General features: G+C 65.2%; 19 protein-coding genes. 13 read left to right on the top strand and 6 right to left on the bottom strand.

What is annotated here, in order from left to right:
* Positions 1-4 precede the first annotated feature (4 nt).
* Positions 5-730, top strand: a complete 726-nt coding sequence (locus NZU74_19625) for a hypothetical protein (protein ID MCS6883545.1) — start codon at positions 5-7, stop codon at positions 728-730.
* Between the two features lie 309 nt (positions 731-1,039).
* On the opposite strand, the gene NZU74_19620 is transcribed toward NZU74_19625, so the two are convergent.
* Positions 1,040-1,939 carry an NAD(P)-dependent oxidoreductase gene (locus tag NZU74_19620; GenBank protein ID MCS6883544.1) on the bottom strand — a complete coding sequence of 300 codons (900 nt, stop codon included), beginning with the start codon at positions 1,937-1,939 and terminating at the stop codon, positions 1,040-1,042.
* 183 nt (positions 1,940-2,122) lie between these two features.
* Between NZU74_19620 and NZU74_19615 the strand changes: the two genes are divergently transcribed.
* Positions 2,123-4,144, top strand: coding sequence for a GAF domain-containing protein (locus NZU74_19615; GenBank protein ID MCS6883543.1), 2,022 nt, complete (start codon positions 2,123-2,125; stop codon positions 4,142-4,144).
* Positions 4,145-4,159: 15 nt separating this feature from the next.
* Complete coding sequence (locus tag NZU74_19610; GenBank protein MCS6883542.1) at positions 4,160-6,139, top strand: N-acetylmuramoyl-L-alanine amidase; 1,980 nt, start codon at positions 4,160-4,162, stop codon at positions 6,137-6,139.
* A 141-nt stretch (positions 6,140-6,280) separates the two neighbouring features.
* Here NZU74_19610 and NZU74_19605 read toward each other — a convergent pair whose 3' ends face one another.
* Positions 6,281-6,814, bottom strand: a complete 534-nt coding sequence (locus NZU74_19605) for an HDIG domain-containing protein (protein MCS6883541.1) — start codon at positions 6,812-6,814, stop codon at positions 6,281-6,283.
* Positions 6,815-7,191: 377 nt separating this feature from the next.
* Between NZU74_19605 and NZU74_19600 the strand changes: the two genes are divergently transcribed.
* From NZU74_19600 to puhE, 5 genes are all read left to right on the top strand, one after another.
* On the top strand, positions 7,192-7,818 hold the full coding sequence (locus NZU74_19600; protein MCS6883540.1) for a hypothetical protein: 627 nt from the start codon (positions 7,192-7,194) through the stop codon (positions 7,816-7,818).
* Between the two features lie 68 nt (positions 7,819-7,886).
* Positions 7,887-8,576, top strand: a complete 690-nt coding sequence (gene lipB / locus NZU74_19595) for a lipoyl(octanoyl) transferase LipB (protein MCS6883539.1) — start codon at positions 7,887-7,889, stop codon at positions 8,574-8,576.
* Between the two features lie 93 nt (positions 8,577-8,669).
* A complete protein-coding gene (gene lipA, locus NZU74_19590) occupies positions 8,670-9,587 on the top strand; it encodes a lipoyl synthase (protein MCS6883538.1) in 918 nt (305 codons plus the stop codon).
* A 200-nt stretch (positions 9,588-9,787) separates the two neighbouring features.
* Positions 9,788-11,902 (top strand): S8 family serine peptidase, encoded by a 2,115-nt coding sequence (locus NZU74_19585; GenBank protein MCS6883537.1) that lies wholly within the window; start codon positions 9,788-9,790, stop codon positions 11,900-11,902.
* 215 nt (positions 11,903-12,117) lie between these two features.
* Positions 12,118-12,897 (top strand): putative photosynthetic complex assembly protein PuhE, encoded by a 780-nt coding sequence (puhE, locus tag NZU74_19580; protein MCS6883536.1) that lies wholly within the window; start codon positions 12,118-12,120, stop codon positions 12,895-12,897.
* Positions 12,898-12,977: 80 nt separating this feature from the next.
* Here the strand turns inward: puhE and menC are convergent, their stop codons facing one another.
* From menC to NZU74_19565, 3 genes are all read right to left on the bottom strand, one after another.
* Positions 12,978-14,084 (bottom strand): o-succinylbenzoate synthase, encoded by a 1,107-nt coding sequence (menC, locus tag NZU74_19575; GenBank protein ID MCS6883535.1) that lies wholly within the window; start codon positions 14,082-14,084, stop codon positions 12,978-12,980.
* Positions 14,085-14,416: 332 nt separating this feature from the next.
* Positions 14,417-15,295 (bottom strand): FKBP-type peptidyl-prolyl cis-trans isomerase, encoded by an 879-nt coding sequence (locus NZU74_19570; GenBank protein MCS6883534.1) that lies wholly within the window; start codon positions 15,293-15,295, stop codon positions 14,417-14,419.
* A gap of 82 nt (positions 15,296-15,377) precedes the next feature.
* Positions 15,378-16,415, bottom strand: a complete 1,038-nt coding sequence (locus tag NZU74_19565; GenBank protein ID MCS6883533.1) for a glutaminyl-peptide cyclotransferase — start codon at positions 16,413-16,415, stop codon at positions 15,378-15,380.
* A gap of 311 nt (positions 16,416-16,726) precedes the next feature.
* On the opposite strand from NZU74_19565, the gene NZU74_19560 reads away from it, so the two are divergent.
* From NZU74_19560 to NZU74_19540, 5 genes are all read left to right on the top strand, one after another.
* Entirely contained in the window at positions 16,727-17,206 is a 480-nt protein-coding gene (locus tag NZU74_19560; protein MCS6883532.1) for a CBS domain-containing protein, read from the top strand.
* A gap of 272 nt (positions 17,207-17,478) precedes the next feature.
* Complete coding sequence (locus NZU74_19555; GenBank protein MCS6883531.1) at positions 17,479-18,327, top strand: sulfite exporter TauE/SafE family protein; 849 nt, start codon at positions 17,479-17,481, stop codon at positions 18,325-18,327.
* Positions 18,328-18,786: 459 nt separating this feature from the next.
* Positions 18,787-19,686: a sensor domain-containing diguanylate cyclase gene (locus tag NZU74_19550; GenBank protein ID MCS6883530.1), complete on the top strand. Its 900-nt coding sequence runs from the start codon at positions 18,787-18,789 to the stop codon at positions 19,684-19,686.
* A 153-nt stretch (positions 19,687-19,839) separates the two neighbouring features.
* On the top strand, positions 19,840-20,883 hold the full coding sequence (gene selD / locus NZU74_19545) for a selenide, water dikinase SelD (protein MCS6883529.1): 1,044 nt from the start codon (positions 19,840-19,842) through the stop codon (positions 20,881-20,883).
* A 277-nt stretch (positions 20,884-21,160) separates the two neighbouring features.
* A complete protein-coding gene (locus NZU74_19540) occupies positions 21,161-23,509 on the top strand; it encodes a putative DNA binding domain-containing protein (GenBank protein ID MCS6883528.1) in 2,349 nt (782 codons plus the stop codon).
* 64 nt (positions 23,510-23,573) lie between these two features.
* Here NZU74_19540 and NZU74_19535 read toward each other — a convergent pair.
* Positions 23,574-24,285 (bottom strand): 2-oxo acid dehydrogenase subunit E2 (locus tag NZU74_19535; protein ID MCS6883527.1); only part of this gene is annotated, 712 nt, incomplete at its 5' end.

Here is a 24,285-nt window from a genome sequence, read left to right as displayed (position 1 = left end):
CGCCATGTCATCCCGCCTCACCACCTGCCCCCGTTGCGGCGCGCGGCTCAAAGGGCCGAGCACGCGCTGCGACGCCTGCGGCGCCGATCTCGTTCCGTACCTGGCCCGTTCCGGAGCGAACACCGCCAGCGTTCTGGCCCCGCCGTCCCCCGCTATCGCCAGCGTTGACCGGCAAGCGCCGGTCGCGCCGCCCGATCCGGCGCCCGGCTCACCTGCTAGCCTGTCCTTCGACTACACCACGCTGGAGCGTCCGGCGATCTCCGAGACGCTGGAGATGGCCCCCTGGCGCTCGGTGCTTTCTGAGCTGGCGATGTGGTTCATCGTCTTACCTGGAGCAATGACGGCAGGATTAATCCTGTTGGTCGTGATACTACCAGACGCCCGGCAGGCCGCGCATGGACTAGGCAGTATCGTAGGTAGTATGCTGTTCCTGATGGCGCTTGTAGTAGTGCCCGGCAGGATGTACGCGGCAAAACTCTGGGAGCGGATGCATCAATATGGGCGCCAGACCTCGGGGGTGATCTTCGACCGCTGGACGGATAAAGACTACGAAGGCGATACGACCTACTTTGTCGCCTACGCGTTTCAGGCCGAAGGAGCGGGCCAGTCGCCGGTGATCGTGACGCGCGCCGAGAAAAATCAAAAGCTGTACGAGCGTTACCGGGTAGGCGACGTGATCGCGATCCGCTACCTGATCAGCGATCCCTCCATTGCCGTGGTGGTGAGCTGATTGGCGCGCCTCGCGTGTCCTGGTATAGTATTCGTAACCGCCGGCGCCTGACGATCTATGCCGGGGACGCGAGCATCCTGGGTGTCCGGCGGCGCGGGTGAAGTTAAGGTGCGGGACGAGTAGCCTGGGAACGAAGTCTCCTTGCATTGCCGCCCCCCTCGCAACCTCCCCCGTTGGGGGAGGCGGGCGCCAGACTCCCTCCCCTAGCGGAGGAGGGTTGGGGAGGGGGCGGGGTTGCCGAAAGACTTCGCGATCCTCGCGGTTTCCCTCGCAGAGGCGTTGGCCTTCACAATGTTTATGGCGATCTCCCTACTCCTGCCTCGCGCCCACCTCGACGCCCGCCAGGCGCTCCAGGGCCTTGACCAGGGCATGGTTGCCTTCATGCCCCAGGCCGGCGGCCTGCAACGTGCGGTATAACTGGAAGACCTGGGCCGTCGCCAGCATCGGCGCGCCCACTTCATCGGCGGCCTGCAACACCAGGCGCAGATCCTTCTGCTGCAGGTCAATGGTGAAGCCGGGACGCCAGTCGCGGCGCAGGCACTGCGGGGCGCGGTTGGAGAGCATCCAGCTCCCGGCGGCGCCCCCGCTTACCGCCTGCAGGGTCTTCTCCAGGTCCACCCCGCTGGCCTGGGCAAAGACCAGCGCCTCGCTGATCGCCAGCATCGTGCCGACCACCAGAATCTGGTTGACCAGCTTGACCGTCTGCCCGTCGCCGTGACCGCCGACGTGGGTGATAGTGGTCCCCATGGCCTGAAAACAGGGCATGGCGCGGGCCACCTGGTCGGCGGGGCCGCCGACCATGATGCTCAGCGTGCCGCGGGCCGCGCCTTCGCTGCCGCCGCTCACCGGCGCGTCGAGGAAATGCACCCCCCGTTCGGCCAGGGCGGCGGCGATGGTCTGGGCGCCTCGCGGGCTGATCGTGCTCATATCCACCACCAGGGCGCCGGGCGCCGCGCCCTCAATCACCCCCTGCTCGCCCAGAATGACCTCGATGACGTCGGGCGTGTCGCTGACGCAGGAAAAAATGATCGAACACTGCGCGCCCAGATCCGCCGGACTGGCGGCGCGCCTGGCCCCGGCGGCCACCAGCGCGTCGGCGCGCTCGGGGGTGCGGTTCCAGACGGTGAGATCAAAGCCGGCCTTGAGCAGATTGGCGGCCATGCCGCTGCCCATGATGCCCAGACCAATGAATCCGACCCGTTCGGTCATAGGAGTTTCTCCCTGCTACTGGCCCCGCCGCGGAACGCCGCTATTGTACGCGCCTCCCCGTCTGGCCGTCAATGTTTAGCCCATTCCCCGGCAGAACCACGCATAGGGCAAACCTGGGTTTGCCCTGCAGGTTTCCCTGCAGTTGCGCCGGTTTCTCATCATTCGTATAATGATATGCACGATATGAGCAACCAACCATTGGCCACCGCTGTCCAACCCGGTATGTACGACGTTGTCACTTCGCAGCCGCCGGATCTGCTGGCGACCCTGCGCGAAACGTCGCCGGGGATTGCCGAACTGATCGAACAACTGGAACGCGAGAGCAGCCAGGACGCCCGCGTTAGCGGTTTGCGTCATATCGGCGCGCTCTGGTACGCCCAGGGCGGCGCCGCCGAGGTGCTGACCGAGGTGGGTCTCAACATCGCGGCCCGCCTTAAGCTCTCCCAGGGCCTGGTGGTTAGCGAATTGCTGCTGGCCTACGGCGCGGCCCAGGAAGAGCAGCGCACTCGTGAGTGGGAAACGCGCCTGCTCGCGCGCGCCACCGAACTGAATGGCCTGCACCGCATCATCTCGGCCGCTAATTCGACCCTGGATCTCGACACCTCGCTGCAAACCGTTGTGGAAACCGTGGCTCAGGTGGTGGGAGTCGAGGCCTGTTCGGTGTATCTGTACGATAAGCACCGTGACGAACTGGTGCTGCGGGCCGCACGGGGCCTCAACCGCGCCGCGATCGGCCAGGTGGTCTCGCGCCTGGGGCAGGGAGTGACCGGCTGGGCCGCGCAACTGGGCCACCCGGTCAGCGTGCGCGATGTGTGGCAGGAGCCGCGCTTCAAGGCCGAGCCGCAACTGGGCGAGGAGCCGTTCCGCTCGATGCTCGCCGTGCCCATCGTGCTCTTCAATGCCGAGCGCTTCCAGTTTAGCGCCGACAAGCTCCAGGGGGTGATCACTGTGCAGACGATTGGCCCCCGCGAGTTTACCGCTGAGGAGATCTCCTTCGTTGAGGTGGCCGCCGGCGAACTGGCCTTCTTCATCGCCAACGCCCAGCTCTACCAGCAGACCGATGAGCGCCTGCATCAAAAGCTGCGCGAGTTGACCACGCTGCAACAGGTTTCAAAGAGTATTGCCGAGCAGATCGGCCTCTCAGGAGTGCTCTCGCTGATCGTCGAGAAGGCGGTCGAACTTGCCCAGGCTGACCGGGCGGCGATCTTCCAGATGAACGATGATGGCCAGTTGCAACTGGTAGCCAGTCACGGCGGCGAGGGCGACGGTGTGCGGGAGTTTATCATTCAGACGGTGCGCGACAGCCGGCCCCTGGCGGTGATGAATGCCTATCAAGACGCCCGTTTCCCCGAGATGGCCAGCGTCGCCGCCCGCGAGGGCTTCCACTCGCTCTTCTGCATGCCGCTGCGCGCCCGCGAGCGCACCATCGGCGGGATCTGTCTCTACAAGCGCCAGCCGCACTTGTTCGACTACGAGCAGGTGCGCCTTCTGAGCACCTTCGCCGACGAAGCCGCCATCGCCATTGAGAACGCCCGGCTCTACGATGAGAGCCAGCGCGCCCTGGCGATCAAGTCGGCCCTGCTCCAGGAGATGCACCACCGCGTGCGCAACAATCTTCAGACAATTTCTGCCCTGCTGGCCATGCAACTGCGCCGCCTGGAGCCGGGGAGCCAGGGGGCTAAGGCCCTCCGCGAGAGCGCCGCCCGCATCCAGTCCATTGCCGCCATCCACAACTTGCTCTCCCGCGAAGACGTCGGCGTCACCACGGTCAATGCCGTCGCTCGCCAGGTGGTCGAGAGCGCCCAGGCCACTCTCGTCAATACGGAGGCCCCGGTGCGCTTCGCGGTCATGGGCGATGAGGTGCGTGTCGGCTCACGCGACGCCACGGTGCTGGCCCTGGTTATCAATGAGTTGATCAGCAACGCTCTCTCCCACGGCCTGGCCGTCGAAGGTGGCTGCGTCGAGGTTGAAGCCACCCTCCAGGACGGCATGGTCACGGTCGAAGTACGTGACGACGGCCCCCGCCACCCCCCGCCGCCCCGCCCGGCCCACAGCAGCGGCCTGGGCCTCCAGATTATCGAGACGCTGGTTCACGAGGACCTGCACGGCGAGTTTCGCCTTGAACGCGACGAGCAAAACGGCTGGACCCGCGCTCGCGTGCGTTTCCCCCAGCGCGCCATTGGCGAGGGCGGCGACGCGCCGTGAATCCCGGGATCACGAATGACGGATTTCCCCACCGAAGGCAGCCCGCCGTTCATCAACCGGCGCCTCACCATCGAGGAGTGGAAACGCTACGTCGCAGCCTACAACTTCGGTTCCCTGGCCCCCAGCCGGCTGGTGCTGCACCACACCTTTCGCCCCGATGAGTCCACCTGGAACGGCCTGGCTACCATGCGCGCGATGCAGCGCTTCTACGCCAGCCAGGGCTGGCCCGCAGGCCCCCACATCTTTGTGGCCGAGGACGGGATCTGGCTGGCCACCCCCATGCGTGACATCGGGGTGCACGCCGGCGCGGGCAATGGCTCGCTCGCCCAGGGCTGGTACTCTATCGGCCTGGAAATGGTGGGCTACTTCGACACCCGCCTGCCTGCCGGAGCGACGTGGCGGCACGCTCTGACGGTGATGGGCGAACTCTCGCGCCGGCTGCGCATCCCGCCGCGCGCGCTGATCTCGTTCCATCGCGATTATACCAGCCTCAAGAGTTGCCCCGGTTGGGCCATCTCCAAAGAATGGGTCTGGAGTCAGGTCGAAGCCTACCTGGAGGGAACCCCTCCTCCTCCGCCACCCCCTCCTCCGACCGGTAACCTCCCCGCTGATGAACGCCTGCTCGAAGCCCTCCTCGACCAGAGTTACCGCTGCCGGGCCGGCGCGCAGGGCTACAATCCGGCCTGGGCCTTTCATCAGTACGCTGTGCAGCAGGGGCTGGGCATGCCCCTGGGGCCAAGTGTGACGGCGACCATCGCTGGCAGGCGCATCAATTACCAGCCCTTTGCCCGCGATACGCTCTTCGTCGAAGTGCCGAACTGGGGCGATGTGCGGACCCTCTCCGCCCTCCTGGGGGGCAGCATTCCGCCCGCCGGCCTCGGACGCGAGTTGCTCGAACGCATCTACCAGGCGGGCGGCTCGCCCTTCCGTCCTGACTGGGCCTTCCACCAGTTCGCCGTTATCAACCGCCTGGGGCCGCCGATCGGCGCGAGCGAGATTATCACTGTGGACGGACGGACCTGGGCCTACCAGGTCTTCGCCGTTGATACGCTGTACAGTCCCACCTCGAACTACGCCGACGTGCGGCTGCTCAGCCACCTGGCGCAGGCCGCCGACCCGCCGACGCTGCGGCTGCGCGAAGCCTTGCTTGCGGCGACTTACCGTAAGGCGGGCACGAGCTATCGCCCCGACTGGGCCTTCCACCAGCTTGCCCGCACCTTTGGCATCGGTTCGCCGCTGTGTGGTTCATACCAGCTCCAGATCGAAGGGGCGACGTTCGCGCTGCAAGTCTACGCCCTCGACACTCTCTTCAACCTGGTGCCAAACTGGAGCCGCGTGCGGCGCCTGCGCGATCTGGCGGCCCTCCAGGGGATAGCCCCGCTGGGAAGCGTGGACGAGACTGTGGCGGATCCGCTGGGCGGCGCTCCAACCTCTGACGCCGGCGACCCCATCACCGAGCCGATGGTGATCCCTGGCGATTATGCTCCACCGCTGACCGACGGCTTTCACATCGTTCCGTTCACGCCGCCCTCACCGGCGCAGGAACCGCGGGGCGGGCAGCGGGTGCAGTTGATCGTGCTGCACGCGGTAGCCGGGGCGATCGCCCACATCCTGGCGCAGATGAGCGACCCCCGCGCGCGGTTCGCGACCCACTATGTCGTCGGTATCGCCGGGGGCGTCTACCGGCTCGTGGAAGAGAGCCGGGCCGCGCGGCACGTGGGCGTCGTGCGCCTGAACAGCCGGCAGGTGAACGTGGACGCGATCAGCATTGCTATCACCCTGGAGCGTCCGGCAGGGTGGCCGGCGCAGCCCGCCGGGAGCACCGACATGCAGGTGCAGGCCCTGCGCTGGCTGCTCGGCGACCTGGGGCGACGCTATCGCCTGCCTGGTGAGGCGCTGCTGCGCTGGGGCGCCCTGGCCGGGAGCAACGAGAACGTGCTCGATGGGTTGCCGATGGCTGCGCTGCGGGAGGCGCTTGAGCAGCGCGAGGGGTGAGGGGGATTTTGGATTTGGGATTTTGGATTGCTGTCTGTGGTATTTCTGTGGGAGCCGGGGAAAATGGTCATGCAGCGCGGCCTCCGGCGTTTCCCGGCCCGCGCTGCGGAAACGATCGGGCTACATAGTCTGTCAGGCCGGTCAGGGCGTTAGCGCGGTGCGACCACGGCTGCGCCAGAGACGCGCGATCAGGCGGCGGCGCCGGCGGCGGGCCGTCCGGCTCCGGTAAAACGGATCGCTGGCGCGCAGTTCGTTCCGAATGCGCAGGCTGCGCCCGGTGAACAACCCGCCCACAAACACCGAGAGGTCGCTCAGCGAGGCCATCTTGTCGGCCACCACCAGCACCCAGCCCTCGCGGGTGGTCGGGCGGGGGCCAAACGGGTACATGTGGCTCACAATGGCCTGGGACACCTCCTCCGGTTCGCCCATCTCGGCGGCGACGCGGGCGGCGATCGCCCCGTGGGTCGTCAGGGTGCCGAGACGCGAGTCCAGGTCATGCAGCACGGCCGCGCGCACGGCGGTGCGCCGGTCGGCGCCCATCCAGGGGGCGAGCATGTAGGAGTAGCGGGCGACGCGGAGCAGATGATCGAACTTCGGAACACTATGATGAATATGCTGGCGCGTTTCTCTTACACGGGGGTGGGCAAGCAGATCGGCGATGATAGACTGATCCATTCCTCAACAACCCTCCAGTAGCCTCCGGTTTTGCGTAGCATGTGGCCCTCTCGGCGCCGAGAGTTGTTCCAATCGCCGTTGATCGCGGATGAGCCTGCTGGCGCCAGGCTCTCAGACGTTATACTTCCTACGGAAGTTGCAGCGCAATTGTACCATAGGTCCTGTGGTTCGATAACCCCTGTGGCGACAACGATTTGGGAGGATGCGGCCTCCCAGGCCCTTCAGCGGGGAAAGGTGACAATGTTCCGGTAAGAGCTTCTCCCTCCTGAAGAGGGGATCAGGCCCCCTTGCACCTCGCGGCGGCGGCTGGTACGGTTACAGGTGAGGAATGCTCTGGTCAGCGTCGTGTGAAGTGTATACACGTGGAGGATGAACCAATGGGTTGGTTTGACTTTCTCTTCGGTCGCAGGAAGGAACAGCTCGCCCCGCAGCCGGCCGGTGGGCGTGTCTCATTTGGCGAGGGACCGATTCGCTTCAATGGCTCGGCGCCTGCGCAGAGCCTTCCTGGCGCGACTCCGGACGAGTACGAACTGGCCCTGCAACGCTATCGCTACATGCTCCGCACCGCGCCCCCCGAGACGATCGAGCAGGCCCACGCCGAGGCCTTTGCGCAGATGACCCCGGAGCAGCGGGCCTACGTCTTGCAGGCTCTCTCTGCCGAACTGCCCGAGGCTGAGCGCGCCAGACTCACCCCGGCTGACAGCGAGCCGCAGCCCCTGGCGCGCGTGGCAACGCGGGCCGAACTGCGCAACCCCGGCACGGTCGAGCGCGCGCTCGGCGCCGCTCCCGCTGGACAGGGCATGCTCGGCGGCGCGGGGTCGCTGGCGGGCACGCTGCTGATGAGCTTCGCCGCCGGTTTCGCCGGCAGCATGGTCGCGGCGGCGTTCTTTGACGCCGTCGGCGACCCCTTCGCCGCCGCCGGGGATATGGCCTCCGAATTGCCGATGGCCGAAGCTGATTTCGGCGATTTCGGCGGTTTCGGTGGGGGTTTCGAGGAAATCTAGAATGACCTGTAGCGCAACCCCGAGGGTTGCGCTACAGCTTTTACCCCGGGCGGTGGTATACTGGAAGCATGACCGCCACCGTCCAGCGCACCATCCGTCTCGTCCGGCCCGGTATGCTGCCCTACGCGACGGCTCTCGCCTTGCAGCGTGACTTGGTCGCCGCGCGCTCGGCCGGGCGCATCCCCGACACGCTGCTGCTGCTGGAACATCCCCCCACCATCACCCTTGGCGCGCGCGCCAACCCCGCCCACGTGCTCCTGTCTCCCGACGAGCTGCACCGCCGCGGCGTGACTGTGGTTGCCAGCGACCGCGGCGGTGACGTGACCTATCACGGCCCCGGGCAACTGGTCGGGTACCCGATCCTCAAGCTCTCCCAGCACGGCGGCGACCTTGGCCGCTACCTGCGGGCGCTGGAAGAGACGATCATCCGCACCCTGGCGGACTACGGCGTAACAGGCGAGCGGGTTCCGGGGCTGACCGGGGTGTGGGTCGCCGGGGGACGGGCCAAGATCTGCGCCGTCGGCGTCCGGCTCAGCGCCTCCGGCGTCACCTCGCACGGCTTTGCGCTCAACGTCAGCACCGACCTGAGTGGCTTCGCCCAGATTGTGCCCTGCGGGATCGCCGATCGCGCCGTTACCTCGCTGGAGCGCCTGCTCGGCCATGCCCCGCCCCTTGATGCCGTGGCCTCAACCCTGCTCAGGCACTTCGCGGCGGTCTTTGGCGTCGAGCTTTACCCCGAAGATGGGGTACAATTGTAGCGCAACCCTCCGGGTTGTGGCTACCCCGAGGGTTCCGCCTCAGACAGACCCGGGGAAGAACCGGCTTTCCCCTTCTGGCTAGAAACAGGTGCTATGGCTGAACTGATCCCCCTCTCTGCGATTGGCGTGGCCGGCGACCCCGCGCCCGCGCCGCGCCCGCGGCGCCCGGAATGGCTGAAGGCCCGCGCGCCCTCCGGCGCGAATTACGCCGATGTGCACCGCCTGATGCGCGAAAAGGGCCTGCATACTGTGTGCGAGGAGGCCCGTTGCCCCAACATCGGCGAGTGCTGGAACCACCGGACCGCGACGTTCCTGCTCCTGGGGGACATCTGCACGCGCGGCTGCCGCTACTGCGCCATCGGCAAAGGCAAGCCGCAGCCAATTGACGAGAGCGAGCCGGAACGGGTCGCGGAGTCGGTGGCCCACCTGCGGCTGCGCTTTGCCGTGCTCACCTCGGTCAACCGCGACGATGTGCCCGACGGGGGCGCGCATATTTTTGCCCGCACCATTACCCTGATCCGCGAGCGCGTGCCCGAATGTAAGGTCGAAGTGCTCATCCCTGACTTCGACGGCAACTGGGACGCCCTCCAGATGGTGCTGGACGCCCGTCCTGATGTGCTCAACCACAATATCGAGACCGTGCCGCGGCTCTTCCGGCGCTTCCGCCCCCGCGCCCGCTTCGAGCAGAGTCTGGAACTGCTGGCCCGCGCTCGCGCCTTCGATCCCCACCTGGTGACCAAGAGTGGGATGATGGTCGGGGCCGGCGAGACCAATGCCGAGGTGCTCGAGGTGCTTGACGCCCTGCGCGCCGTTGATGTCAACGTGGTGACCATCGGGCAGTATCTGGCTCCCGACTCGAGCTACTGGCCCGTGGATCGCTACGTGACGCCAGAGGAGTTCGCCCACTTTCGGGCCGAGGGGCTGCGCCGCGGCTTTCGCCACGTGGAGAGCGGCCCCCTGGTGCGTTCGAGCTACCATGCCCATCTTCACGTCGGGGCCCCGCAGCACTGAGCCTCGGATACGTTGCCGGCGTATCATTCTGTCTGGGAGGGCAAAGCCCTCCCAATTTTTCGTTTAACTATTCGTAATGCACCGATGCGAAAATGGATCACGCAGGCGAAGTCCGGGAAGGACCGCGATCTCACGGAAACGGTCGCTTTCACACCTGTTCTGGGCGGCGAAGCCGCAAGGATACCTGACAGGAAACATATATGCGCCTACCCATCCCCCGTTCGCTCAGAGCATTTACCCTCATTGCTCTGGCCCTGCTCTTGCTCGTCCTGGTTAGACCGGCCCGCGCCGATGAAGCGAACGAACCCCCGCCGGTTGCGCCGGTCGAGCAGATCATTGTGCGCTTTCCTTCGTCCGACGACACTGGCCGGGAGACCCTTGCCAGCCCCTCGCAGGCCGCCGCGCAGTTGAGCGCCCAGGCCGCAACGCCGCTGGAGTATGTGCGGACGCTGGCCGATGGCGCGCACGTGCTGCGCCTGCCTGAGCCGCTCCCGCCCGAGGAGGCCTGGCGCCTGGCGCAGCGCCTGGCGGCCGTATCGGGCGCCGAGTATGTCGAACCGGACCTGATCTTCTTCCCAACCGTGGTTCCAGACGACACGCTGTATGCCGCCGCTCAGTGGAACCTTCAGTCCGTCACCAGCGCCAGGTACGGGGCCAACTTCCCCGACGCCTGGATGATCACTACCGGCAGCCCGGCCATCGTCAGCGCGATCCTCGACACGGGCGGCCTCCTTACCCACGAGGATCTCGCCGGGCGCACCCCGGCGGGCAATCCCGGCTACGACTTTATTTCAACCCTGTTCAATGCCAATGATGGCAATGGGCGCGACCCTGACCCGAGCGATCCGGGTGATTGGGTAACCTCAGCCGAGGCGACAGGGAATTGCCCGGTATCTCCGAGTAGCTGGCACGGCTCGCACGTGGCGGGCATTTTCGGCGCTCGCGCCAATAACGACCGCGGCATTGCCGGGGCCGTCTGGGACGCGCCGATGCTCATCGTGCGCGTACTGGGCAAGTGCGGCGGCACTCTGAGCGACATCGCCGACGCCCTGCGCTGGGCGGCCGGTCTACCCGTGCCCGGCGTGCCGGACAATCCTACCCCGGCCCGGGTGCTTAATCTAAGCCTTGGCGGCGGGGGCAGCACGTGCCCGGCTACGATGCAGAACGCCATCAACGCCGCAAACCAGGCCGGCGCGATTGTCGTGGTCGCCGCCGGAAACTCCAACACATCGGCGTCGAGCATGATCCCCGCCAATTGCTCGGGCGTGGTGGTTGTGGCCGCTTCAACGCTCTCCGGCAACCGGGCCTCGTACAGCAACTATGGATCGCTGGTCACCCTCGCCGCGCCGGGCGGCGACACCGGCGCCACTGTGGTCTCGACGGTCAACAGCAGCACCACTGCGCCATCGCCGACCGGCGACACCTACGCCGGCTACCGGGGTACGAGCATGGCCACGCCCCACGTGGCCGGGGCGATCAGCCTGATGCTCTCGGCCAACCCCGGCTTGAGCCGGGCCGAGGTGCTGCAAATCCTGCGCGACACGGTTACGCCCTTTCCCGGCGGCAGCGGGTGTATTGGCCGCTGTGGTACGGGCATCCTCAACGCTGGCGCGGCGGTCGAAGAGGCCGCCCGTCGCGTGCGCCAGCTTAGCTTCACTGACAATCCGCGAGTGGTGTCCGAGGGCGACGAGGTAACCATCACCCTGACCCTGAACCTCGCCAGCAATCGAGAGGTGTCCGCGCCCTACACCGTGGGGGGCACGGCGAGCCAGGCCGATCACACCCTGCGCCAGGGCAGCATCGTTTTCCCGCCAGGGCAGCGTTCAGCAACCTTGAGATTCAGGGTCGAGTCTGACGCCGAACGCGATCCCGGCGAGACGATCACGATCACCCTCGGCGACCCTGAGCGCGCGACCCTCGCCGGACCGTCCAGCCTGACGTTGATCATTCAGGATACTACGGCCTCGGGCCGGCTGGCGCTGGATGCCTCCACGCTGGACTTTGGCGCGCACCGGCTGGGAACCGCCGCCACGCTGCCGGTCATGGTGGCGAATGGGGGCGGTGCGCCAATCGCCGTGACGCGGCTCGACCTCGAGGGGAGCTTCGCTCGCCGTGGCGGTACTTGCCCCGCCGCGTTTCCGTTCGACCTGGCGCCGGGGGCGAGCTGTACGTTGTTGATCGCCTTTACACCGACCACTGTGGGAACCCACGCCGGGCGCGCGGTATTCGTAACCACCGAAGGCGAGGGCGGCAACCTCGCGCTCCGGGGTATAGGGTCCGAGGCCCGCGTCGCGCTGCCGCTGGTGCGGTGGTAGGCGCGGCGCGCCTTCGTTACGCGCCCGCGTTCAAATGTACCGCAGAGCATGCAGAGGGTGGACCTTTCGAAGCCCTTTGCGTGCCTCTGCGTCGCGAACGGGCCCGGTAGATGGCGGACGCTATCCGTTGCGCGCCTGATTGACAGCCGCCCTGTCGTCGTGTTACCATCCGCGTAAGTGTCTTGCCTAAATGTAATGGGCGGAAGGCGTCGCCGATGGACTACCCGCTGCCGCTATGGCCGCATCTGTACCTGTACCCCCCGCTGGCGGCCATCGCGCTCTGGGTGGGGTTGACGCTGGTCGTGGCTGGGTTGAACCGGCGCGGCCCGCTGGCGGGGCGTATCGCTCTGGTGGTGACGCTGCCGCTGCTGGCGCTGGCGCACCATGAACTGTGGGCAGTGCGGGCCGACGTGGGGCTTATGGCGGCCTACCGCGGGTTCATCGCCGGCTCGCTGATCTGGGCATGGCATGAACTCGCATTCTACTCCGGGGCGATCACCGGGCCATGGCGCAAGCCATGCCCGCCTGCCGCGCGCGGTTTCACGCGTTTTGGCTACGCCCTGGGCACCCATCTCTACCACGAACTGGCCGTCGTCGCCGAACTGGCGCTGATGGCCTGGTTGCTCAACGATGCGGTCAACGTTATCGGCCCGCTGGTCTTCATTCTGAGCTGGGGGTTGCAGCACAGCGCCAAGCTGAATGTACTGCTTGGCGTTCGTTCGCTGAACGTCGAGTTCTTCCCGCCGCACCTGCGCTACCTCGGCAGCTACTGGGCCCAACGCCCGACCAACTGGTTCTTTGTGCCCTCGGTGTCGGTGGTGACCCTGCTGGCGGTCATGCTCTGGCTGGCGGCGCACGCGCACCGCTTCGAAGCGGCGGGGCCGCGCCTGGCGCTGATCGCCTCGCTGGTGGCGCTGGGCGCGCTGGAGCACTGGCTGCTCGGCCTGCCCGCGCGCCGCCCCGCAACCATCCCTGTGCGGCAGCCCGTGGAGTAATGCCATTCTGGATTTTGGATTTTGGATTTTGGATTGCCGGGTGCAGGCGCCCAATCGAATGCGATCGCTGGCCTCCCTCTTTACCTCAGCACGATCCGTTCGAGCGTAACACTGTCGAGAAACTCCTCGTCCACCTCGGCGCCGCTGCCTGGCCCTTCGGGCACGCTCAGGGTGCTGTCGGGGTTGAGCGCGAAGGGGTTGCGCACGACATCGCGCCGGAAGTAGCGCGCGCTGGCGCTGATGTCGCCGGGCAGCGCAAAGTTGGGGAGGCTCGCCAGGGCCACATTGACGGCGCGCCCGATGCCGGTCTCCAGCATTCCCCCGCACCACACCGGCAGCCCTGCTTCGGCGGCCAGATCGTGAATGCGCCGGGCCGCGGTCAAGCCGCCGACACGGCTGGGTTTGATGTTGATCACGCCGCAGGCCCGCAGCTCGATCGCCCAGCGCGCATGCTCCGGCGAGACGATGCTCTCGTCCAGGCAGATAGGGGTGCGCAGGCGACGCTGGAGCTTTGCGTGGTCAATGATGTCGTCGTGAGCCAGGGGCTGTTCAATGAGCAGCAGATCGAAGGCGTCGAGTTGCGCCAGGTGGCCGGCGTCGTCGAGAGTGTACACGCTGTTGGCGTCTACCTGGAGGCGCAGGTCAGGCCAGCATTCGCGGACGGCGCGGGTCGGTTCCACGTCCCAGCCGGGCTTGATCTTGAGCTTGACGCGCCGGTAGCCGGCCTCAATGTAGCCGCCGACGACGCTGAGCAGGGTGTCAATGTCGGGCTGCACGCCCACGCTCACGCCAACGTCCACGCGGTTGCGTGTACCGCCGAGCATGGCGCTCAGGCTACGCCTCTCCAGGCGCCCCATCAGGTCCCAGACGGCGAACTCAAAGGCCGAGCGGGCCATACGGTTGCCGCGCACGCGGGCGAAGAGGGCGTCCACGTCCTCGGGGCGGCGCACCTCGGCCTTGAGGAGCAGCGGCCCCAGGATCTCGCGCCCAATGACCCAGGCGGTGCTCTGGGTCTCTTCGTTATACCACGGGCCAACGCCGACGGGGGCCTCACCCCAGCCAGCCGCTCCTTCGGCCTCTACGCGCGCGATCACCGAGTGATTGGCCAGCTCGCGCCAGCCGCTGGTCTCGAAGGGCGTGACATAGGGCAGTTCGATCCGTCTGAGTTCGATCCGTTCGATGCGCATGGTTCACACCTGTGTCACCATTTGGAGAGACAGGAAGGAGGCACGGCTTCTCAGAGGTAGGATTTTCCGGCGCATGCGACGCGAGCATGCGCCATCCGGGGTATCGGGATGCCCAGCTCCTCCCTCTCCCGCGAGCGGGAGAGGGGGGGCGGGGGGGTGAGGACTGTAAGCGCATTGGAATGCCGAAAACCCCTGCTCGCTCGAAAAACCCTACCCCTGAGAAGAGGGCATGGCGCCAGTTCCCGTCGAACAGATTGCTGGCGCATTATCGTTGCGTCTCACTGGGACGCGATATACGGCAATCCACTATCTACAATCCGACAGGGGCGGTCTCACCTGACCTCCAGCAACTCAATTTCAAACACCAGCGTCGCGCCGGGGGGCACCTTTCCCCCGCCGGCGCCCCGCTCGCCGTAGGCCAGCTCCGGCGGCACGATGAGCTGGCGCAGCCCGCCTACGCGCATCCCGGCAATGCCCTCCTCCCAGCCCGGGATCGCCTCGCCGTCGCCCAGGCGAAACTCATACGGCTCCTGGCGTCCCATAGGCCGGGTAGGGAGCAGGGAGGTCTCGAAGCGCGTGCCATCGTCGAGCCAGCCGGTGTAGTGCACCACCACCATTGCCCCGGGCCGCGCTTCGGCGCCCGTGCCCGTCTCCAGGTCGGCGTACTTCAGGCCGCTCGGAGTGGTTACGTAGGCCGAGGACTCCAGCGCCTGCGGGGCGGCAGGCGGATTGCGGCGAATGTCCACCAGTTCAACCTCGAAGGTCAGCGTGGCATTGGGCGGAATGACCCCCCCGGCGCCCTGCGCGCCGTAGGCCAGTTCCGGGGGGATGATCAGGCGCGCCTTGCCCCCCCGGCGCATCAGCGCGACGCCTTCGTCCCAGCCGGGTATGACTGTGCCCGCGCCAAGGACGAATTGCAGCGGATCGTCGCGCAGGTAGGAATTGTCGAACTCCGTCCCGTCGGCCAGGGCGCCACGGTAGTGTACGTCAACCACATCGCCGGGGCGAGGATGGGGGCCAACGCCGGGTTCCAGCTCAATGAAGGTCAGCCCGCTGGGGGTGATCGTCGGGGGAGCGGCGAGGCGGGGCGCGGCAGCGGGTGTGGGCGCCGCCGCCGGGATCTGCGCGCCGCAGGCCGCCAGCAGCGCCAGGGCCAGAAGGACGACGGAAGCCGTAAACGGGTGAAGCGGGGGAAGGCGAAAGAGCTTCATCAGCATACCACCGGGAACGCGGGCATTAAGGCTTGACAGGGCCTTTTGCTTGACATAAAATTGTAGCCTGGCTTCGTCTTGCTCACAGAATGGTCCGGGCCAGCGGCAGATGGATGCGCCAGGCCGTCTCGACCAGTTCAATCTCGAACACGCGGGGCCAGAGCTTGCCAGTTACAAAGAGCCGCCCGCTGGCGGCATCGTAGGCGATGCCATTGAGCACTTCAGGCGGCGAGGGGCCATACTCGGCAGGCGGCAGCAGCGAGCGCAACTCGCTCAGATCCACGTAAGCCAGCACCCGCCCCGTCGCCGGGTCAATCCTGGCGATGCGATCCGACTGCCAGATATTGGCGAGGACCTCGCCGTTCACGTACTCCAGTTCATTCAGCCAGGTCACCGGACCGCGATCGTCGCGCACCTCCACCTGGCCGGTGACGGCGAGCGTACCGGTGCGGGCGGTGGCTTCGGGGTCAACAAAGTAGAGGCTGGCCGTGCCATCGCTCATGATCAGCCGCGCGCCATCGAAGGTCAGCCCCCACCCCTCGACGGGCAGGGAGCGGCCCGCTGGCGGGTAGGTGAAGGTTCCCACGCGGTTGAAGGCCCCGCTGGCGTAGGTATAGATGAACCCCACCCCGCTGCGCCAGGTCAACTGGAAGACGCGCTCGCCAACAACGGCGATGCCCTCGCCAAAGTACTCGCGCTCCAGGTTGAAGATCGCCGTAACCTGCCCGCTGGCGAGATCAACCTTGCGCAGCGACGAGGCCCCGTTCAGGCCAGTGCCCTCGTAGAAACTGGCGTCGTCGAGGTAGACCAGGCCCTGGGTGAAGGCCTGGGGGTCGTGCGGGTAACTCCGCACAACGCGGGCAGAGAGGAGCAGCGCGGCTTCAGCGACGGGGTTCGGCGAAGCGAGCAGCGCGGGAACGCCGGTAGGGACGGGGGAGACCCGCGTCTCCTCGGAGCCCGGGTAGGCGCGTGGCGGCGTCGGCGAAGGCGCGGCGGATGCCTCTCCCCCGACGGGCGGGGGGGAGGGTGCAGGCGTGGCGGTGCGGGGCGGCGCGCAGCCGGCGGCGAAGGCAATGGCGGCTACCATCGCCAGCAGGCGCGGGAGGGCAGTCGGTTGCATCAACGTAGGTCCTCATGTACTTCACGTGCGGGCATTCTACCCCAGTCCGCCGCCGGGGGCAACACGAAGGCGGGCGGGCAGGGTTCACCTCCGTCCGGAGAGGGTGCGGAGGGTTTCTGAACGCCCGTCCTCCGCGCCCTCCGCACGCTCTGCGGCAGGCCTGAACGTAGCGAACCCACGTTTCGCAGGACTGCATCATAGATCCGCAGGTTAACAAACTATTACCTCTGGTGAGCGGAATATGCCCCAGCCGCCCGGCCGGGGCGGTACCATGATGAAATAGGGCCGCAGTGTAGCCAAAGGAGGCTGCCATGAACGTCACCAATGCCACCCCCCATCATGCGCGCGTACCCGCCGAGCAAGAGGTGCGCTACTACATGCGAACGCCGGCGGTGACGATCAACATCGCGGCGCCCCTGAGCGATGCCCTCGCCTTGATGCGCGAGCACGACATTCGCCGTCTGCCCTGCGTGATTGATACCGGCGAACTGCGTGGCATCATCACCCAGGGCGATATCCGCGGGGCCGACGTAATGCGTCTCGCCGGCCTTGACCCCCTCGATATCGCCGAAGCCCTGCGGAACGTCAAGGTCTACGAAGTGATGACCGAACATCCGATCAGCATCACGCCAGAGACGGGTCTGCGCGAAGCGGCGCTGCTGATGATTGAGAACAAGATCGGCGGGTTGCCGGTGGTGGATGAACACAAGCACGTCGTGGGCATCATCACCGAGAGCGACCTGTTCGAGATCCTGGTCCAGCAGCTCGAGCCGCGCGAGCCGGAAGCGTAAACCGGCGCGGTGATGGTCGCTACGAGGCGTCGTCCAGTTCAGCCCATTCTGGCCTGAGCTATGAAAGGGCCGCCCCGCGATCCGCGTGGGCGCGCCGGCGCAGGCTCCTGTCAGGCGTGACAACATTGCCGCGCCTGGCAGGTTTTGTGTTACTTCCGAAACGGGATGCTGGCGTATGCTAGAATACGCCCGCCAGCGCGGTCGCTCCCCGTCTGGCGATCCCTGACCGTGCCGGAGCAGGGGAAACCGCCTCCGCCGGGGAAGTAAGGGGCATGGCGGTCAGCATAGGCAGGGCGATTGGATCACGGAATGTGATCGCTCTCGCATCTGGGCGGCATCCCCCGAATCTGATCAATGACGGAACGATGTCAATTTTCACACCGGAGTTTGCGTTCTATATCCTTGTAGGATTTATCGCTCAGATTATTGATGGGGCGCTCGGCATGGCATATGGAGTGACCGCTTCTTCGCTCCTGATCACCTTTGGCGTGCCGCCAGCGGCTTCAAGCGCTACGGTGCATGCCGCGGAATGCTTCACTACAGGTGCTTCTGCAATCTCACACCGCACCTTCGGCAACGTAGACGGTCATCTTTTCCGCAGGCTGTTGATCCCGGGGGTATTGGGAGCCGTTACAGGCGCTTATGTCCTGGCCAGTTTTCCGGGCGATGCCGTTCGACCTTATATCGCCGGTTATTTGCTGGTCATGGGTGCTGTGATTGTTTACAAGGCGTTCCGAGAATTTCCGCCACGCCGGGTGACCAGTCACCTGAGGTTGCTAGGCTTCATTGGCGCGCTCGTTGATGCCGTTGGCGGCGGAGGGTGGGGGCCAATTGTGACCTCAAACCTTCTGGTCCGAGGAAACGATATTAGAAAGACCATAGGGAGTGTCAATGCCGTTGAGTTTTTCGTTACTCTAGCGGCCTCAGTTACGTTTCTGTTTACACTTGGTCTTACTAATTGGCAAATCATCCTGGGGCTGGCCATCGGCGGCATACTGGCCGCTCCACTCGGCGCCTGGGTCTCCAAACATATGCCTGTCAAACCGTTTATGATCGTTGTTGGTGTACTGGTAATAGTCATCAGTATGCGCACGCTCTTAATCGTTTTTGGAATGATCTAGCCGGGGCCTTGACATATTTTTCAGTGCGATCACCGTGGTCTGATGCAGCGTAGCGAGAAAGAGGGGAGGTCGGGCAGAATGGCGGCAGCAACCAGCGAACTGCGGTATCGTCACCCTGGACGCGATGCACGGTTAGACCGAGACCGTTGACGCGATCGGCGCGCAGGAGGCTGACTACGTCATCATCGTCAAGGGCAACCCGGGGACGCTGCACCGCTCGATCCGCGAGGCGTTTGCCGCCGCTCACACCAGTAAGTTCCGCACCCTCGCCCCCAAGCACCGGAACGCCTGCTGCGTCAGCGCGGAGGAGGGGCGCGGCCGGCGTGAAGAGTGCACCTGCTGGAGATCATGACCCCATAACCTGGCGGTGCTGGCAGCCTGCAATCCAGCGATGCGCTTCATAACTCGGCTGAAGCTCAAGCTGTTGACAATTCAGATTGTGTAAACAGGAAACAAACCATGATCCTGGGTTTGTACAAGGCGTGGTTGGATAACCTTTTTGACGCCGTTTATGTAGTAGATAAGGACAGGAGAATTGTCTACTGGAACAAAGCCGCAGAAGAAGTAACAGGATATTCAGAATCGGAAGTAGTTGGAACAAAGTGTTCCGACAATATTTTGTGTCACGTTGATCTGGCAGGAATCGAGTTATGCAAAAACGGCTGTCCATTGCATGAAACCATCTGCGATGGTCGGAAAAGAGAAGCTATTGTTTTTCTTCACCACAAGGAAGGGCATCGAGTGCCTGTTCATATTCGTATTTCGCCCATACGAAATGAAACCGATGAGATCATTGGCGCTGTCGAGATATTTTCCGACCGCTCCAAGGAGCTGTACATTATTAAAGAGTTGGAGCGGCACAAAAGGGAAAGCATGTTAGACCCCCTGCTGGAAATTGGCAATCGCCGGTATGCGGAAGCCATGTTTCAAGTCCGCCAATTAGAATTTAACATAACCGGCAAATTATTTGGCGTTATTTTTATGGATGTGGATAATTTCAAGTCCATTAACGATGTGTACGGTCATTCTGTAGGCGATAAGGTTCTGCTCATGGTAAGCCATACAGTAGCCAATTTCCTGCGCCACTTTGATACGTTTATTCGATGGAGCGGGGATGAATTTCTCATCTATCTATCAGACGTCAATGCAAGAGAAGATTTATGGGCATTTGCCGAGCGCATCAGAAAAATGGTGCAAAGTAGTTTTATTACTCTGGGCGGCATGAGATTGTCAGTCAGCGTATCGCTTGGCGCGACGCTGATCCGTAAAGAGGATACGATGGAAAGCGTTATAGAACGAGCCGATTCGTTGATGTACATGAGCAAGGCACGAGGCGGAAATCAATGTACAATCGGGTAGTCAAGGGGCTTCATTCATATCACCCCTTCTCCTCTTCTCCCGCGAAAAACTCTCCATCTGAGAGGATATCTCCCCCGCCAACTACAGGTGCGGTACAATGTATACATGCTCGCGGCCGGGCAGGCTGGCCGCGGCAATGATCGCGGGGATCGTATGGACGAGCGTGAGCGGGTGCGGCTGACGCGCATGGCCGATTGCGCCGGCTGAGCCTCGAAACTGGGGCCGGAGGCCCTTGCCAACCTGCTGGCCGCGCTGCGGCTGCCTGCCAGTCCACACCTGCTGATCGGCCTGGAGATCAGCGATGACGCGGCCGTCTATCAACTGGACGCGCATACAGCGCTGGTCCAGACGGTGGACTTTTTTCCGCCAATCGTGGACGATCCCTACACCTTCGGCGCCATTGCCGCGGCCAATGCCCTCAGCGATGTGTATGCCATGGGTGGGCGGCCTGTGCTGGCCCTGGCCATCGCCGCCTTTCCCGAGGATCTTGACGCGGCGATTGCGGCGGCGATCCTCCAGGGCGGGGCCGACAAAGTGGCCGAGGCTGGCGCGGTGCTGGCCGGCGGGCATACCGTGGTGGACCGTGAGCCGAAGTATGGTCTTTGCGTGACCGGGCTGGTCGCTCCGGCACGGGTCACGCCCACGGTCGGGGCGCGGCCCGGCGACGTGTTGTTGCTCACCAAGGCCCTTGGTACCGGGGTGATCACCACGGCGGCCAAACGGGGCCTGGTCGAGGCAGCCCACCTGGAGGCGGCCGTCGCAAGCATGCTGCGCCTGAACCGCCGCGCCGCCGAACTGGCGGCAGAGACGGGCGTCCGCGCGGCTACAGACGTCACCGGCTACGGACTGCTGGGCCATGCCGCTGAGATGCTCCGCGTGGGCGAGGTGGGCCTGCGCATCGTCGCTGATGCGCTGCCGCTCCTGCCCGGCGCCCTGGAGTACGCCCGGGCCGGGATCGCGCCCGGCGGTCTGGGTCGCAACCGGCGCTACCTGGAGGAGCGCGGCGTCGTGCGCTATGCTGATGCGATTGACGAGGCTCTGCGCCTGCTGCTCTTCGATCCGCAGACCTCCGGCGGCCTGCTGCTGGCCATGCCCCCCGAGCGCGCCAGCGAGGCGCTGCGGCGCTTCGCCGACGCCAGCGAGCCCTGCTGGCGCATCGGCGAGGTGATCCCCGGCACAGGCATCGAGATAGGCTGATGTAAGTACGCAACCCTCCGGGTTGCACCAGGTCGCCCCCATAGCAGGTGTATCCGCCTCCGGTTAGTTGTCGTTTACTCGCGTTTCGGGTATCATAAGGGCATCGCCCACCCGGCGCGCTTGTGGATTGTTGATCTCCTTGATACCCCTGGCCGTTTCATCGCGCCGTATGTGAGCCATAGAAGGGAGGCTTCGTCCCCGCCGCTAAACCGGGTTGCGGCGAGAAGAAAAAAAGCGTGAGAGTAAAGAGCGAAAGCAATTGTGGAGTTGAAAAGCTATGAGCACGCCTGGTGAGGTGCGCAACGGAATGCGCTGGTTTCGCGCCGATCTGCACATTCATACGCCGGCTTCTGAGGATTACGCCGAACCGGAAATCACCTATCTCGATATTCTCCAGGAAGCGGAACGACGCGAGCTTGACATCATTGCCTTTACTGACCATAACACGGTTCACGGCTACGAACAGTTTCAGCGTGAGTTGGACTTTTTGCGCGCTCTCGAGCAGGCTGGCCGGCTGACGGCCGAGGAACAGGCCCGCCTCATCGAATACCGGCGCCTGCTGGCGCGCATCACGGTGCTGCCGGGGTTTGAGTTTACCTCGCACTTCGGCGCCCACATCCTCGGCATCTTCCCGCCTAACCGTCCGATCAGTCTGATTGAGACGACGCTGCTGCAACTGGGCGTTCCCGCTGAACATCTCAAGTCGGGCATCTGCGGCATCGCCAATACGCGCCATGTGACCGAAGCCTACGAGATCATCGCCCGCGCGGGCGGCCTGGTGATCGCCCCCCACGTTAATGGCCCCAACGGGGTGATCACCGAAACGCTGCGCATGGGGACCAGCGGCCAGGCGCGCATCGCCGTCACCCAGAGTCCCTACCTGCACGCCCTGGAGTTTGTGAACTTCTACACCGACCACGAGAAGTTCACCTCGCCAGGCTTTTACAACGGAAAGACCGAACACTACGAACGGCGCATGTTTTGCATCCAGGGCTCCGACGCCCACCGTCTGCGGCGCCTTCCCGACGACGATATGCAGGCTCTGCACCGCCACGGCATCGGCGATCGCTACTTCGAGGTGCTCCTGCCCGATCCTAGCTTCGAGTCCCTTAAGGCGCTCTTTGCCAGTCAGGACTTCGACCGGGTGCGGGTACCCAAGCGCGACCAGAAGCAGTGGGCCGTGGACGCGGTTCGTTTTGGCGCTTCTTCTGACCGGCAGGTGCTGCGCGCCCCCGGCGACGACGCGCAGGTCGTTGAGCTGTGGAAGGATGTGGCCGCTCTGGCCAATGCTGGCGGCGGGGTGCTGGTGATCGGCTGCGAGCCTGGCGGCAAGGTCGTCGGCGTCACGCGGCCCGACCAGGTCAGCGAGACGTTGCGCAGGAGCGTCGCCGAGCAGATTACTCCCCAGCCATACCTCTCCTTCGAATTGATGAGCTACGAAGGCCAGGATGTCATGCGCGTCGAGGTCAAGGCCCCCGATACCCCTCCGTATGTGGGCGCCAATGGCACGATCTATGTCCGCCGCGATGGCGAGACCGCCCTGGCCGACCGTGGCGAGATCATTCAACTCTGCCGCCGCGCCCTCGCCGAAGGCGCATCCTCGCCGTTGGATAATGGCGAGGAACTGGATCTGCCTCGCTCAGGCGTCGAGATCGTCGGCGCCGTCAAACGGGGCGGCGTCTGGCTCTACGAGGTGCGCGACCTGCGCACCACCGCCGGGGTTACTCGCGATCGCGCCCAGGGCCTGTGGGCCTACGCCATCAGCCGCCATGAGGATCTCCGCGATGGCCGGATTGACCTGCACAGCCAGGTGCGCTGGAAAGGGCGCCTGGGCCTCTGGCGCGCCTATCGCCAGGGCAATCGCACCAAGTACGATCTGGTCCATCGTGATGCCAACGGGGTGATTGACCACATCTTCTTTGGCGTGAGCGACTGGGGCCTCAGCGACTCGTGGGCGGCCCTGCTCAACGAACGCAGCGGCGACGTGGTTGAACAGGAGCCGCAGGCCTTTGAACAGGGCGATGAAGCGGTGATGCCCGCCCTCGCCGACGACGCGCCCACCGAAGCCGCGCTGCCCGAGCCGGCAACCTGGGGCGAGCGGCGCATCCGCTGGCGGGGCCGTGGCGGCCTGGTGGCGGTGACCCGCGACGCAGCGGGCAAGGTGCGCTTCGATCTGGTGATGAAGGATAAGGACGGCAGCGGCCAACAGTCCTATCCTGGCGTTCCCGCCGAGAAGCTCACCGAGGCCTGGTTGAGCCTTATCCGCGTGCCGCGCCCGCGCACCGGCATCGAAGTGGTCAGCGCGACCCGCGGCGAGGACGGCGAGTGGCAGTACGTCTTCCGCAACCTGCGCACCGGTGATGTCAGCGGCGTTCCCTGGCGCCTCCAGGATATCGAGCCAGGCACCGTGCGCGAGTACGCCGCCCGCATGTACCAGCAGGACATCCCCCTCGATGAGGACAAAGTGCGCTGGTGGGGCAACCTGGGCTACCTGCGGCCCATGCGCAGCCAGGTCGATCTGGTCTACATAGACGAGTCCGGCGAGCCGCACTTCTACTATGCCGCCCGCCGCGAAGAACTCACCGGGGAGTGGCGCGAGCTGCTCGAACTCTACGGCGAGATGTAAGCTCCTCAGACCTCATGCCGCCATTCGGAGGGGCGCGGGGAGGCATCGCCTCCCCGCAATCGCTTCAGGCCAGCACGCGCAACGGGTTCTCGATCAGCGCCTTCAGTTCCTGCAAGTAACGCGCCGCCACCGCGCCATCCACCACCCGATGGTCGGCGCTTAACGTCACCGTCATTACATGCCCGATGACGATCTGGTCGTCCTTCACCATCGGCGTCTTGCGCACCGCGCCCACGGCAAGCGAGCCGGCCTGCGGCGGGGTGATGATTGAGACAAAGTCGCTCACCCCGTACATGCCCATGTTGGAGACCTGGAAGGTCGCGCCTTCGAGTTCGTGCTGCTTAATCTTGCCCTCGCGCGCCCGCAGGGCCATGTCGCGGATCTCGGCGCTGATCGCGCTCAGGCTTTTCCTGTCGGCGTCCTTCACCACCGGCGCCACCAGGCCGTCGTCGAGGGCCACGGCAACGCTGACGTTGACCTGCTGATGGCGGACGACCCCCGGCTGTCCCTCAGGGGTGAGGCTGTAACTGCTGTTCACAGCGGGCACTTTGAGGAGCGCCTGCGCCGCCGCCTTGATCACCAGGTCGTTCACCGAGATTCTGACGCCGCTGGCGGCAAGCTGCTCGCGCAGGGCCAGGGCGGCGTCCATCTCTATGTCCATCGTCACGTAGATGTGCGGCACGCCGGGCTTGGATTCGCTCATTGTCCGGGCAATGGCCCGACGCATGCGTCCCATCGCTTCGACGCCGGGGAGCGTGGGCGCCGGCGCAGCCGGC

This window comes from Chloroflexaceae bacterium, assembly GCA_025057155.1.
Taxonomy (GTDB): Bacteria; Chloroflexota; Chloroflexia; order Chloroflexales; family Chloroflexaceae; genus JACAEO01.
The sequence above is the reverse complement of the archived record's forward strand: the minus strand, read 5'-3'. Positions and strand labels throughout refer to the sequence as shown.

What these genes read in the sequence shown, in the direction of transcription:
- NZU74_19625 (MCS6883545.1), top strand. Translation starts at nt 5, where the DNA reads ATGTCATCCCGCCTCACCACCTGCCCCCGTTGCGGCGCGCGGCTCAAA.
- NZU74_19620 (MCS6883544.1), bottom strand. Translation starts at nt 1,939, where the DNA reads ATGACCGAACGGGTCGGATTCATTGGTCTGGGCATCATGGGCAGCGGC.
- NZU74_19615 (MCS6883543.1), top strand. Translation starts at nt 2,123, where the DNA reads ATGAGCAACCAACCATTGGCCACCGCTGTCCAACCCGGTATGTACGAC.
- NZU74_19610 (MCS6883542.1), top strand. Translation starts at nt 4,160, where the DNA reads ATGACGGATTTCCCCACCGAAGGCAGCCCGCCGTTCATCAACCGGCGC.
- NZU74_19605 (MCS6883541.1), bottom strand. Translation starts at nt 6,814, where the DNA reads ATGGATCAGTCTATCATCGCCGATCTGCTTGCCCACCCCCGTGTAAGA.
- NZU74_19600 (MCS6883540.1), top strand. Translation starts at nt 7,192, where the DNA reads ATGGGTTGGTTTGACTTTCTCTTCGGTCGCAGGAAGGAACAGCTCGCC.
- lipB (MCS6883539.1), top strand. Translation starts at nt 7,887, where the DNA reads ATGACCGCCACCGTCCAGCGCACCATCCGTCTCGTCCGGCCCGGTATG.
- lipA (MCS6883538.1), top strand. Translation starts at nt 8,670, where the DNA reads ATGGCTGAACTGATCCCCCTCTCTGCGATTGGCGTGGCCGGCGACCCC.
- NZU74_19585 (MCS6883537.1), top strand. Translation starts at nt 9,788, where the DNA reads ATGCGCCTACCCATCCCCCGTTCGCTCAGAGCATTTACCCTCATTGCT.
- puhE (MCS6883536.1), top strand. Translation starts at nt 12,118, where the DNA reads ATGGACTACCCGCTGCCGCTATGGCCGCATCTGTACCTGTACCCCCCG.
- menC (MCS6883535.1), bottom strand. Translation starts at nt 14,084, where the DNA reads ATGCGCATCGAACGGATCGAACTCAGACGGATCGAACTGCCCTATGTC.
- NZU74_19570 (MCS6883534.1), bottom strand. Translation starts at nt 15,295, where the DNA reads ATGAAGCTCTTTCGCCTTCCCCCGCTTCACCCGTTTACGGCTTCCGTC.
- NZU74_19565 (MCS6883533.1), bottom strand. Translation starts at nt 16,415, where the DNA reads ATGCAACCGACTGCCCTCCCGCGCCTGCTGGCGATGGTAGCCGCCATT.
- NZU74_19560 (MCS6883532.1), top strand. Translation starts at nt 16,727, where the DNA reads ATGAACGTCACCAATGCCACCCCCCATCATGCGCGCGTACCCGCCGAG.
- NZU74_19555 (MCS6883531.1), top strand. Translation starts at nt 17,479, where the DNA reads ATGGCGGTCAGCATAGGCAGGGCGATTGGATCACGGAATGTGATCGCT.
- NZU74_19550 (MCS6883530.1), top strand. Translation starts at nt 18,787, where the DNA reads ATGATCCTGGGTTTGTACAAGGCGTGGTTGGATAACCTTTTTGACGCC.
- NZU74_19540 (MCS6883528.1), top strand. Translation starts at nt 21,161, where the DNA reads ATGAGCACGCCTGGTGAGGTGCGCAACGGAATGCGCTGGTTTCGCGCC.